The sequence below is a fragment of the Bacillus sp. CECT 9360 genome (genome assembly GCF_918741275.1).
Lineage (GTDB): Bacteria > Bacillota > Bacilli > Bacillales > DSM-1321 > Peribacillus.
In genome coordinates this window covers 1-12,983 of the sequence record NZ_CAKKNA010000004.1, presented here as the reverse complement: position 1 = coordinate 12,983, position 12,983 = coordinate 1, and the positions used below count along the sequence as shown (strand labels likewise).

Here is a 12,983-nt window from a genome sequence, read left to right as displayed (position 1 = left end):
CCATTTAGAACATTACATTTACATTGGTAGGCTATCAAATTTTTATACTTTATATGGATCCATTACTTTTATTTGTTTTAAACGACAAAGACTTCGAGCGTTTCAAGACATGGATAAGACTATTTTTCACTTGAAAAAAATCCATTTCAGCCGCCGGCTTCCTGGCGATCACCACATAGTCTTGACCGCTTTTAACTTCATCCATTAATTCTAGAAAAGATTGCCTTATGTATCTTTTTATTTGGTTCCTAACAACAGCATTCCCAATTTTTTTACTAACGGAAAGACCAATTCGAAAATACTCCTGATTTGGTTTTTCAAGGACATAGACAACAAATTGTCTGTTAGCGAATGACTCCCCTTTTTGAAACACATTCTGGAATTCATCATTCTTTTTTATCCTTAGCTTCTTTTTCATCCTTACACCTTCAATAAAGTAAATTGGGTATGCCAACACGTGCTGCATCTTAATCCATTATGGAAAAAAAGACCACTGACTTTTCAGTGGTCTACGCAGATAATACTTTTCTGCCCTTACGACGGCGTGCAGCTAATACTCTACGTCCGTTTGTTGTGCTCATGCGGCTACGAAAACCGTGAACCTTACTATGCTTACGCTTATTTGGTTGATAAGTTCTTTTCATTTATGACACCTCCCTGAGGATAACAGTTACAGACAGTCTCTATGATTATATAGAGGATGTTTGAAAAAATCAACCTCTTCAAAAAAATTGTTCCTCCTTTCAATAGAAATATCAAAAGCGCAAGCGTTCTGCCAGTCCTAGCTATATAAGTTGAATTAATGATTTAATTTTGGCTCATTCATGTGAAACCAGAGTTTCACATGAATGAGCCAAAAATTTATTAATGCGTAATCTTTAGTTCAACTTATATAGACATCTTTCAAATTTTTAAAATGGATACTTCTTTTTATAGAAAACTCACTGATCGATGAACTGTAAGTCAAAAAAATTGGTAGTAGTTCACTTATATGAACGAAACTGTCAAGGTCCCCCCACTTTCTTTCAAAAATCTTAAAGAAGGGAAAAAGGATTTATCTTTAAATTTTATCAACAGAAATCCATTTGAAACTCTCCAAATGTCACTGTGGATAATTTTTCGACAAAATTCTCGATATCCACAGTCCAAATTGACAAGTTTTACACATAGAAAATGCCTGTGGAAAAGATTTTGCGCAGGTTGAGTGTCTTGTGGATAAACTTTTTAAAGTCATTGCAAGCAAGGTAAATATCTGATATTATATTTGTGTTTTCACTCTTAATAATTTTATCAACAGAAATCTTTATCCACAGAATGTTAATAACTTGTGGATAGCTTATCCAGGAGTTGTAGATGATTTTGTCCACAAATGGTGGATATTGTCGAAAAGTCGTTTTTCTTCTTATTATATATTTTTTCCACATATCTGTTGATGAATAATTATACAAATCGATCATCTCAACCTGTACACTCGTTTTATTACACTCATTTATTCAATCTTACTAAAGAACGAATCTTATATTTTTCTTTAAGGCTAAGCTTTATTTAGCCGCGTTTTGATATGGGATTTTCATTTTAGAGGACATTTCAGAAAAGGAGGGACTAAATTGGAGAATATCGACGCTTTATGGAACCAGGCGCTTGGGAAAATAGAGAAAAAAATCAGTAAACCAAGCTTTGAAACTTGGTTAAAATCCACTAAAGCACATACGCTGCAGGGAGATAACCTCACAGTTACGGCTCCCAATGAGTTTGCGCGTGATTGGCTGGAAGAGAGATACTCTCATCTGATTTCCGGTGTATTGTTAGAATTAACCGGGGAAGAGCTTGAAGTGAAATTTATCATTCCTCCAAACCAGGGAGAAGATGATTTTGGCTTCTCGACTCCTGCAAAAAAACCAAAAAAACATGTGGACGACCAGAATGATTTTCCCCAGCATATGTTAAATACAAGAAACACTTTTGACACGTTTGTTATTGGATCGGGCAACCGTTTTGCCCATGCCGCATCTCTTGCTGTGGCCGAAGCCCCTGCAAAAGCATACAATCCACTGTTCATTTATGGAGGCGTAGGCCTTGGGAAAACTCATTTAATGCATGCGATCGGTCACTATGTTTTGGAACATAATCCGGCTGCCAAGGTTGTTTATTTATCTTCAGAGAAATTTACGAATGAATTCATTAACTCTATTCGTGATAATAACGCGGAAGCCTTCCGAAATAAGTATAGAAGTGTTGACGTTCTTCTTATTGATGATATTCAATTTTTAGCTGGGAAAGAACAAACCCAGGAAGAGTTCTTCCATACCTTTAATACACTTCATGAGGAAAGCAAGCAAATCGTTATTTCCAGTGACAGGCCTCCAAAGGAAATTCCAACACTTGAAGACCGACTCCGTTCACGTTTTGAATGGGGTTTGATTACAGATATCACGCCACCTGATTTAGAAACAAGGATTGCGATTTTGCGCAAAAAAGCTAGAGCAGAAGGACTGGATATTCCTAATGAAGTCATGCTGTATATTGCCAATCAGATTGATTCAAACATCCGCGAACTCGAAGGTGCTTTAATCCGAGTTGTCGCTTATTCATCCTTAATTAACAAGGACATAAATGCCGATCTCGCTGCAGAGGCACTTAAAGATATCATTCCCAGTTCAAAGTCGAAAATCGTTACGATTCTCGACATCCAAAGAACGGTCGGAGAGCACTACAGCGTGAAGCTTGAGGATTTTAAAGCAAGGAAAAGAACGAAGACAGTGGCCTTTCCCAGGCAGATTGCTATGTATCTATCAAGAGAATTGACAGATTTCTCGCTTCCAAAAATAGGCGATGAATTTGGTGGGCGTGACCATACGACAGTTATTCACGCACATGATAAGATTTCAAAGCTTCTGCAAACTGATCCTCAGCTACAGAGACAAGTAAAAGATATCCAAGATCAATTAAGGGTCTAACAAGGGGAATAATGTTAATAACCAGCTCCTAGTTACACACAGTCTGTCCACATGGGGATAGACTGTTTTTCCATAGCATTTTCTGGGTTATCCACATACTAACAGGCCCTATTACTACTATTACTATTTTTTTAAAAGAATAATAACTAAATAAACTATGCAATCAAGCAAGCAAATATTACTCAATTGGGGGAAATGAAAATGCGATTTATTATTCAGCGCGATCGTTTAGTACAAAGTGTGCAAGAGGTAATGAAAGCTGTCACATCCAGAACTACGATTCCAATATTAACCGGAATCAAAATCACCGTTACAAAAGAAGGAGTTACATTAACAGGAAGTGACTCTGATATTTCCATTGAATCCTTCATACCTGCTGAGGAATCAGGAAATGAAATCATTGAAATCAAGGAAGTTGGCAGAATTGTACTGAATGCCCGCTTTTTCAGCGAAATTGTAAAGAAATTGCCAATGGATACGGTAGACATAGAATTACTAAATAATTTTCAAACCGTCATTCGTTCTGGTAAAGCTGAATTTAACCTGAATGGACTAGACGCTGAGGAGTATCCACATCTGCCTGTTATTGAGGAAGAAAATATCTTCAAAATTCCTGCAGATTTATTAAAAACCTTAATCCGCCAAACCGTCTTCGCAGTGTCCACCTCAGAAACACGCCCGATCTTGACAGGTGTAAACATAAAGGTTGAAAACGGGGAAATGACCTGTATTGCAACAGATAGCCATCGTTTAGCAATGAGGAAAGCCCAACTTGAAACCACAGTGAACGGAAGTTATAACGTAGTCATTCCAGGAAAAAGCCTAAATGAATTAAGTAAAATTCTGGATGATACAAACGATCTACTTGAAATAGTCATTACTGAAAATCAGGTGCTGTTTAAAGCGAAAAACTTATTGTTCTTCTCAAGACTTCTAGAAGGAAATTATCCGGACACCTCCAGACTGATTCCGACAGACAGCAAAACGGAAGTATCGATTCGTGTAAAAGACTTCTTACAGGCGATCGATCGCGCTTCTTTATTGGCAAGAGAGGGAAGAAACAATGTCGTAAAGCTGGCAACTCTTGAAGGAGGCCTAATTGAAATCTCCTCAAACACTCCCGAAATCGGAAAAGTCATTGAAGAAGTACAAGCCGAGTCAATTGAAGGAGAGGAATTAAAGATTTCCTTCAGTGCCAAGTTTGTTATGGATGCTTTAAAAGCATTGGAAGGTACTGATATAAAAGTCAGCTTCACTGGAGCGATGCGTCCTTTCGTCATCCGCTCACTTCACGATGACACGATGCTCCAATTAATACTGCCGGTAAGAACATACTAAACAATAGGTTGCTGGTTTTAGCTGGCAGCCTTTTTCTTTTTGGCTCTGTTAAACGATAATGTTGTTTTTGGGAAGGGAATCTGCGAGACTCCTCGAAAATGCATACGCATTTTCTCGTGCGGTGTCTATTCAAGGATGATGAATCAACGTCCTGCGGAAAAACGGGCTGGCAAGACCCCGCAGCGAGGTACGAGTGAGGAGGCTTGACAGTTCGTCCGCGGAAAGCGAGTAGATTCCATGACCATTTGAAAATCAACAATGGAATTTAACAGAGCCTTCTTTTTAAAAATCCTTTATTTCTTGAGTGAAAATGCTGCCTTTGTGTTAATCTCAAATATTTAGTAAAATAAACTATTAGAGACTACTTAGAAAAGAGTGAGATGCGAATGAATGAAATTCAAATTGATACGGAGTACATTACGCTTGGTCAATTTTTGAAAGTTGCAGACATCATTCAAAGCGGCGGCATGGCAAAATGGTTTTTAAGCGAACATGAGGTTTTTGTTAATGATGATCTAGACGTGCGAAGAGGAAGGAAGCTTAGAGAAGGAGACAGGGTATTTATTCCGAAGGTCGGTACCTTTGTGATCACGCTTTAAGATAAAGGATAACCTATCATGCATATAGAAAATATTAAATTAAAGAATTATCGAAATTACACGGATCTCGATGTTAGCTTTGAAAATAAAGTGAATGTGATCCTCGGAGAAAATGCGCAGGGAAAGACCAATGTGATGGAATCAATCTTTGTTTTAGCGATGGCAAAGTCTCACCGGACGTCCAACGATAAAGATCTTATTCGCTGGGACGAAGAATATGCTAAAATAGAAGGTAGAGTAATAAAAAGAAATACGTCCATCCCCTTAGAATTAATCATTTCCAAAAAAGGGAAAAAGGCGAAAAGCAATCATATTGAACAGCAAAAGTTGAGCCAATACGTCGGGAATATGAATGTAGTGATGTTTGCACCTGAGGATCTTCACCTGGTAAAAGGCAGCCCTCAGGTTAGAAGACGTTTCATTGATATGGAGATTGGCCAGGTTTCGCCCGTTTACCTTCACGAGATGAGTCAATTCCAAAAAATACTACAACAAAGAAATCATTATTTAAAGCTTCTTCAAATCCGCAAGCAAACGGATATGGCGATGCTAGATGTGTTAACGGAACAATTCGTTCAATTTGCTGCTAAAATTATTGAAAAAAGATATCAATTTCTTTCATTGCTTCAAGGATGGGCGGAACCAATCCACTCTGGAATTTCAAGGAACCTGGAAGTATTGAAAATCCAATATAAACCATCGCTTGATGTATCAGAATCTATGGATTTGACGAAAATGGTAGAGGAATTCCAAGAAAAATTTGTTAAAATAAGAACAAGGGAAATTGAAAGGGGCATAACGCTCATAGGTCCTCATCGTGATGACCTCGTTTTTTTTGTGAATGGGCGCGATGTTCAAACATTCGGCTCACAGGGACAGCAGCGCACGACGGCCCTTTCTTTGAAACTTGCTGAAATAGAATTAATTCAAGCAGAAGTAGGAGAATATCCTATTTTGCTCCTGGACGATGTACTGTCGGAATTGGATGATTACCGTCAGTCTCATTTATTAAATACGATTCAGGGAAAAGTTCAAACCTTTGTAACTACGACGTCTGTAGAAGGTATAAATCATCAAACTCTTCATGATGCCTCAACCTTCTATGTGACTCAGGGAAATCTATCAAAGGTCAAATGACGGGGTGATTCAATGTATCTCCATATAGGAGAAGATATACTTGTAAAAACGAATGAAGTTATAGCCATTTTAGATAAACAACTTCTCCAGTCATCTCCATTGATCCTGGAATTCCTAAAAGAAAAAGAAGAAGTGACCCTCAATTTATCAAAAGGGTCAATTAAATCAATCGTAGTTACGGATGAACATATATATTATTCTCCTCTATCATCCGGGACTCTAAAAAAACGTTCATTACAAAAAGCGATTTTAATCGATGAATAATAGATTTCAATAAACTGGATTTTTAAAGAATTTCACAAAGAAAATCCGCCGATGGCAAGCCTTTAAAGGCAACGATTAGGCGACATAGTTACACTTATGTGGATAGGAAACCTGGTTTATACTTTCCTATCTACCAACGAAAAAAACGCTTAAAGAAAAGTGTAGGTGATTCATGTGGCAATGGAACAAAAAGAAGTTCAAGGTCAAGAGTATGATGAAAACCAGATACAGGTGTTGGAAGGATTAGAGGCCGTTCGTAAACGTCCCGGAATGTATATCGGGTCGACATCTGCCAGAGGTCTTCACCATTTAGTCTGGGAAATCGTCGATAATAGTATTGACGAAGCGTTGGCTGGATTTTGCGATGAAATCAAAATAATGATTGAGAATGATAACAGTATCACTGTTGTTGATAATGGACGGGGAATTCCGGTTGGGATTCATGAGAAAATGGGACGCCCGGCTGTGGAGGTCATTATGACTGTATTGCATGCGGGCGGAAAATTCGGGGGCGGCGGATACAAGGTTTCGGGTGGTCTGCATGGTGTAGGCGCGTCTGTTGTTAATGCCCTTTCCACTGAATTAGAGGTCTTCGTTCATCGTGATGGCAATATTTATTATCAAAAATTCGAACGCGGAGTACCACACGCCGACTTGAAAATCATTGGTGAAACAGACCATACCGGTACCACCACCCACTTCACTCCCGATGGAGAGATATTTACGGAAACGCTTGAATACGATTATGAAACGCTTGCTACCCGGTTAAGAGAATTAGCATTCTTAAACAGAGGGCTCAAGATTATTATTGAAGATAAGCGCGAAGGCAAAGAGCGTTCTAATGAATATTACTACGAAGGCGGTATTAAGTCTTATGTAGAGCACTTGAACCGTACAAAAGAAGTTCTCCACGAAGAACCAATCTACATTGAAGGGGAAAAAGATGGCATTTCAGTTGAAATCGCCCTTCAATATAATGATGGCTATGCAAGTAATTTATATTCTTTCGCGAATAATATCAACACATATGAAGGCGGAACCCATGAGTCGGGCTTTAAAACAGCTTTGACTCGGGTCATCAATGACTACGCCAGAAAAAACAATATCTTTAAAGACAATGATGCAAACCTTTCAGGTGAAGATGTTCGTGAAGGATTAACAGCGATTGTTTCGATCAAACATCCGGACCCTCAATTCGAGGGGCAGACGAAGACAAAGCTTGGAAACTCAGAAGCGAGTACCATCACGAATTCTGTGTTGGGCGAAAAATTAGATTCATTTATGCTTGAGAATCCTGCGGTTGCCAGAAAAATCGTCGATAAAGGCTTAATGGCCGCAAGAGCACGTTTAGCAGCCAAAAAAGCCCGTGAATTGACAAGAAGAAAGAGTGCTCTGGAAGTATCAAGCTTACCAGGTAAGCTTGCCGATTGCTCTTCTAAAGATCCGGCGATCAGCGAAATATATATCGTTGAAGGTGATTCCGCCGGTGGATCTGCTAAACAAGGCCGTAGCCGGCACAACCAGGCGATTCTTCCACTCCGGGGTAAAATCCTTAATGTTGAAAAAGCAAGATTGGATAAAATCCTTTCGAGCCAGGAGATCCGTACGATTATCACTGCACTTGGTACAGGAATCGGAGAAGAATTTGATATTGCAAAAGCAAGATACCATAAAATCATCATCATGACTGACGCCGATGTGGATGGTGCGCACATCAGAACTTTATTATTAACCTTTTTGTTCCGGTATATGAGACCGATTATTGATGCGGGCTATATTTATATCGCTCAGCCTCCTTTATACAAAATACAGCAGGGCAAGAGGATTGAATATGCTTATAATGACCGTCAGCTTGACGAGATCATTGCGCAGCTTCCTAGTCAGCCTAAGCCTGGACTTCAGCGTTATAAGGGGTTAGGTGAAATGAATCCAGAACAGCTATGGGAAACGACCATGAACCCGGAAAGCAGAACGCTCCTTCAAGTAAAACTGGAGGATGCCATTGAAGCCGATGCTACCTTCGACATGCTCATGGGAGATAAGGTAGAGCCCCGGCGTGACTTTATTGAGGAAAACGCGATATATGTGAAAAACTTAGATATCTAATCTGGATCAGGATAGATGAAATACGGTCTATCCTGTCTTTTAAATAGTGCAAAAAGAGGCACTACTAATAGGAGGTTGCTCCATGTCTGAAATAGAAAAATCAAATGTTCAAGAAATCAATCTTAGCCAGGAAATGCGTACTTCGTTTTTAGATTACGCGATGAGTGTTATTGTTTCCCGTGCGCTTCCTGATGTAAGAGATGGATTGAAACCCGTTCACCGCCGGATTTTATATGCGATGAATGATTTAGGGATGACGTCCGATAAGGCTTATAAGAAATCAGCTCGTATTGTCGGGGAAGTTATTGGAAAATACCATCCGCACGGCGACTCTGCTGTGTATGAAACGATGGTTCGTATGGCTCAAGACTTTAGCTATCGCTATATGCTCGTTGATGGCCATGGTAACTTCGGATCAGTCGACGGAGACCCCGCTGCAGCGATGCGTTATACAGAAGCAAGAATGTCTAAAATCTCCATGGAATTAATCCGGGATATAAATAAAGACACGATTGATTACAAAGAAAACTATGATGGATCTGAAAAAGAACCGGCCGTCCTCCCTGCCCGTTTCCCGAACCTTTTAGTGAATGGTTCTTCCGGAATCGCGGTAGGGATGGCTACGAACATTCCTCCTCACCAATTAGGGGAAGTAATAGACGGAGTATTAGCTTTCAGTAAAAATCCTGAGGTAACAATCGCGGAATTAATGGAAATTATCCCGGGCCCTGATTTCCCGACTGCGGCAATGATTTTAGGCCGCAGCGGAATCAGGCGGGCTTATGAAACGGGAAGAGGCTCCATCACCCTTCGCGCTAAAGTGGAGATTGAAGAGAAATCTAACGGAAAACAGGTAATCATCGTTACTGAACTTCCTTATCAAGTGAATAAAGCAAGACTGATTGAAAAAATCGCAGAATTGGTTCGAGACAAGCGTATCGATGGCATCACAGATCTGCGTGATGAATCGGATAGAAACGGTATGCGTATTGTCATCGAAGTCCGCAGAGATGCAAATGCCAATGTTTTGCTGAATAACCTTTATAAACAGACAGCGATGCAGTCAAGCTTTGGTATTAATTTGCTGGCGCTTGTGGAAGGGCAGCCGAAGGTATTGAACTTAAAGCAATGCCTGCAGTATTATCTTGAGCATCAACAGGTCGTCATTAGACGCAGAACAGAATTTGAACTGCGTAAAGCGGAAGCTCGAGCTCATATTTTGGAAGGCTTGCGTATCGCTCTCGATCAGTTAGATGAGGTTATTAACTTAATCAGAAGCTCACAAACAGCTGACATTGCCCGCGAGGGGTTAATTACTCAATTTAACCTTTCGGATAAGCAGGCTCAAGCAATCCTAGATATGCGCCTTCAGAGGTTGACAGGATTGGAACGTGAAAAAATCGAGGAGGAATACCAATCGCTTGTCGCCTTGATTTCGGAATTGCGTGGCATTCTTTCAGACGAAGAAAAGGTATTGGAGATCATTCGTGAGGAGCTTATCGAAATCAAAGAACGCTTCAACGATAAACGCCGTACCGAGATCGTCGTGAGCGGCCTCGAAAACATTGAAGACGAAGATCTGATACCAGTTGAAAATATTGTGGTTACATTAACTCATAACGGGTATGTTAAGCGATTGCCTGTCAACACCTACCGCAGTCAAAGACGTGGTGGTAGAGGGATTCAGGGCATGGGAACGAATGAAGATGACTTTGTGGAACACCTGCTTACTACTTCGACGCATGATACCCTTTTATTTTTTACAAATAAAGGAAAGGTATACCGCGCTAAGGGGTATGAGATCCCTGAATATGGCAGAACAGCTAAGGGCCTGCCGATTATCAATCTTCTTGAAGTTGACAAAGGAGAATGGGTAAATGCCATTATTCCGGTTAAGAAATTTGCCGATGATTGGTTCTTGTTCTTTACGACTAAAGAAGGCATTTCAAAACGGTCTCCGTTATCATCCTTTGCCAATATCCGTAACAACGGCTTAATTGCCTTAGGACTCCGTGAAGGGGACGAATTAATCTCTGTTCGTTTAACGAATGGCAAGAAACATATGATTATCGGAACAAAAAATGGCATGCTGATCCGATTCCCTGAAACCGATGTCCGCTCGATGGGACGTACAGCCACCGGTGTAAAAGGAATTACTTTGCGGAATAATGATGAAGTTGTCGGCATGGAAATCCTGGAAGAAGATTCAGAAGTGCTGATCGTTACGGTTAATGGGTTCGGAAAGCGTACCCCAGCCGGAGAATACCGCATTCAAAGCCGTGGAGGAAAAGGGATCAAAACCTGCAATGTAACCGAGAAAAATGGTCCGCTGATTGCAGTGAAGACAGTGACCGGAGAAGAAGATCTAATGTTAATCACAGCGGGCGGCGTTTTAATTCGAATGGATGTAGACACCATCTCAAGGACTGGCCGTAACACACAAGGTGTTAAACTGATCCGTCTTGAAACAAGTGATAATGAATATGTGTCTACAGTTGCAATGGTTGAAAAAGAGGATGAAAAAGAGATCATGGAAGAAGAAGTTGATGAAACACAGCCGGTGGAAGCTTTTAAAGATGAAATAGCTGACAGCGAAGAAACAGCCTCTGAAACCGAAAGCAATGACAGCGAAGAAACAACCTCTGAAACCGAAAGCAATGACGAAGAATAATTTATTTTTTAAAAGATTAAGAAAGTAAAAATTTTCAACATGTATTGATGTCTAGCGTAAGCAGCCATGCCCCGACGTACAGGACGTGCTAGTGCCGACGAAGACATAAGGACGCGGCGATTTTAGTCGGCCTCGAGGTCATAAGAGGCAGGTGTTCTTCCTGCCCCACTTCGGTCTTCCACAGGATGTGGTGACGTCAGCGTTCGTCACAGGACGTGACGGATTTTAGCTGATGGTCCATACTTGGCCCTCCTACGAGGTGCGCCCTATGCTGGTTGGGGCTGAACAGGGCGCTTGCGCCATTCTTAATTGGAAGCATCCTAATGGGTGCTTCCTTTTAATCTTTTAACTAGAATTTGTTGGGAAAGTGCAGTAATATTATGGTAATCATGAAAAATGCTGTTACAGGAGTGTGGACAGTTTGCGTGTTAAAACGGATTATTTAGTAGAAGGTGCTATTCTCTCTCAGGACATAATTGGCTTGACCAAACGTCCGATTATGACCAGCAAAACAATCTTAAATAAACCCCATTTAGAAGTATTAAAGGCATTTTTGGTTAGTGAAGTTAATGTTGAGAAAACATTGATCAACGGCATGCCTTTTAAGCCAAAAGAATCTATTGATTCCAAAGGAAAAGGAAAAGAAACAGATGGGTCGAGCTTCATCACGGATTATTTAAAAGTGGTTCAAAGCTACAAAAAATTATTTAAGAATTGGCAGGCTGAAAGTACAATTGATGTATCGAAGGTCCGGGATTTAATCGTTCCTTTATTTAATAAGGTCATGAAAAAGCCGTCTGAGCTTTTCTTGCTGCACCATTACAGTACAAAAGAAGATTACTTATATCATCATGCCATTGCAGTCGGTTTGTTAAGCGGGTATCTCATAAAGAAATTAAATTACAAACAGACCGATGTGTCCCAAATAGTCATCGCGGGCTCACTTGTAGACTGCGGCATGGCAAAAATTCCTTCAAGAATTCTAGAAAAGAAAACAAGCTTGACTTCTCATGAGTTTAACGAAATTAAAAAACATCCGATATATAGCGTCCAAATGATTCAAGACAGCTCCATCTTAAGTGATGCAATGAAACATGCGATTCTTCAGCATCACGAAAGATTAGACGGCAGCGGCTATCCTGCGGGAAAAAGAGGACAATCACCAAGTGAATTTTCAAGGATTGTAGCGGTGGCCGATGTATATCATGCTATGACGTCCGAAAGAAATTACCGTAGTAAGCAATCACCTTTTAAAGTGATGGAAATGATATTACATGATGATTTTGGAAAGTTTGATATAGGCGTGGTTAAAACATTACTTTCCGGTATTGCAACCTTATCAATCGGTAGCAAGGTTAAGCTTTCCAATGGATATATTGCCGAAATTATTTTCATTGAACCCAATACTCCGACAAGGCCCATGGTCAAAGTCCAGGAAGACGGAGAAATCATCCATCTAGGTAAAAACAGAGAAATATTTATTGAAGCGATCTTATAAACCATTGATTTCGAGTCTGTTGTTTTTCAGCAGGCTTTTTATTTTGGGCTTTTCCCGATAATTCAATATTATGAATTTATCTTTAAAGCTTGATTTAAAAAAACAAACTAGATATAATAACTAAGGCAACAAAGAGAAAAAATAAACACTTGACTTTACGTTAGCAGAAATGGTATATTAATAAAGTTGCTTCTGAGAAGAATGACAACGGAATTGCTCTTTGAAAACTGAACAAAACAAAGCGCCAACGTTAATTTTTAAGTGAGCACACACTTTAAAAGCAAATGGAACATCGACTAAGTTCGTCACGTCCTGTGACAACGTCGATGCCAGCACATCCATGTGCAAGTGAGCAAGTCAAACATTCTTCGGAGAGTTTGATCCTGGCTCAGGACGAACGCTGGCGGCGTGCC

The 12,983-nt window shown here is 40.1% G+C and carries 10 protein-coding genes; 8 read left to right on the top strand and 2 right to left on the bottom strand.

Going from position 1 to position 12,983, the window contains the following annotated elements:
* Window positions 1-49: 49 nt before the first annotated feature.
* Window positions 50-418: a ribonuclease P protein component gene (gene rnpA, locus LQ216_RS05555; protein WP_230127530.1), complete on the bottom strand. Its 369-nt coding sequence runs from the start codon at window positions 416-418 to the stop codon at window positions 50-52.
* Window positions 419-509: 91 nt separating this feature from the next.
* Window positions 510-644, bottom strand: coding sequence for a 50S ribosomal protein L34 (rpmH, locus tag LQ216_RS05550; protein ID WP_230127528.1), 135 nt, complete (start codon window positions 642-644; stop codon window positions 510-512).
* Window positions 645-1,607: 963 nt separating this feature from the next.
* Here rpmH and dnaA point away from each other — a divergent pair.
* The 8 genes from dnaA (at window position 1,608) to LQ216_RS05510 (ending at window position 12,570) form a co-directional block, all read left to right on the top strand.
* Complete coding sequence (gene dnaA / locus LQ216_RS05545; protein WP_230127525.1) at window positions 1,608-2,957, top strand: chromosomal replication initiator protein DnaA; 1,350 nt, start codon at window positions 1,608-1,610, stop codon at window positions 2,955-2,957.
* Between the two features lie 201 nt (window positions 2,958-3,158).
* Window positions 3,159-4,295, top strand: coding sequence for a DNA polymerase III subunit beta (gene dnaN, locus LQ216_RS05540; RefSeq protein WP_230127523.1), 1,137 nt, complete (start codon window positions 3,159-3,161; stop codon window positions 4,293-4,295).
* Window positions 4,296-4,681: 386 nt separating this feature from the next.
* Entirely contained in the window at window positions 4,682-4,894 is a 213-nt protein-coding gene (gene yaaA / locus LQ216_RS05535; protein WP_230127521.1) for a S4 domain-containing protein YaaA, read from the top strand.
* 18 nt (window positions 4,895-4,912) lie between these two features.
* Window positions 4,913-6,031: a DNA replication/repair protein RecF gene (gene recF, locus LQ216_RS05530; RefSeq protein ID WP_230127519.1), complete on the top strand. Its 1,119-nt coding sequence runs from the start codon at window positions 4,913-4,915 to the stop codon at window positions 6,029-6,031.
* Window positions 6,032-6,043: 12 nt separating this feature from the next.
* Complete coding sequence (gene remB / locus LQ216_RS05525; protein WP_117306971.1) at window positions 6,044-6,295, top strand: extracellular matrix regulator RemB; 252 nt, start codon at window positions 6,044-6,046, stop codon at window positions 6,293-6,295.
* A 180-nt stretch (window positions 6,296-6,475) separates the two neighbouring features.
* Window positions 6,476-8,401: a DNA topoisomerase (ATP-hydrolyzing) subunit B gene (gene gyrB, locus LQ216_RS05520; protein WP_230127517.1), complete on the top strand. Its 1,926-nt coding sequence runs from the start codon at window positions 6,476-6,478 to the stop codon at window positions 8,399-8,401.
* An 82-nt stretch (window positions 8,402-8,483) separates the two neighbouring features.
* Window positions 8,484-11,072, top strand: a complete 2,589-nt coding sequence (gyrA, locus tag LQ216_RS05515) for a DNA gyrase subunit A (RefSeq protein ID WP_230127515.1) — start codon at window positions 8,484-8,486, stop codon at window positions 11,070-11,072.
* A gap of 412 nt (window positions 11,073-11,484) precedes the next feature.
* Window positions 11,485-12,570, top strand: coding sequence for an HD-GYP domain-containing protein (locus LQ216_RS05510; RefSeq protein WP_354958504.1), 1,086 nt, complete (start codon window positions 11,485-11,487; stop codon window positions 12,568-12,570).
* The last annotated feature ends 413 nt before the right edge of the window (window positions 12,571-12,983 follow it).

Coding starts and splice junctions, on each gene's coding strand:
- rnpA (WP_230127530.1), bottom strand. CDS start 418: ATGAAAAAGAAGCTAAGGATAAAAAAGAATGATGAATTCCAGAATGTG.
- rpmH (WP_230127528.1), bottom strand. CDS start 644: ATGAAAAGAACTTATCAACCAAATAAGCGTAAGCATAGTAAGGTTCAC.
- dnaN (WP_230127523.1), top strand. CDS start 3,159: ATGCGATTTATTATTCAGCGCGATCGTTTAGTACAAAGTGTGCAAGAG.
- yaaA (WP_230127521.1), top strand. CDS start 4,682: ATGAATGAAATTCAAATTGATACGGAGTACATTACGCTTGGTCAATTT.
- recF (WP_230127519.1), top strand. CDS start 4,913: ATGCATATAGAAAATATTAAATTAAAGAATTATCGAAATTACACGGAT.
- remB (WP_117306971.1), top strand. CDS start 6,044: ATGTATCTCCATATAGGAGAAGATATACTTGTAAAAACGAATGAAGTT.
- gyrB (WP_230127517.1), top strand. CDS start 6,476: ATGGAACAAAAAGAAGTTCAAGGTCAAGAGTATGATGAAAACCAGATA.
- gyrA (WP_230127515.1), top strand. CDS start 8,484: ATGTCTGAAATAGAAAAATCAAATGTTCAAGAAATCAATCTTAGCCAG.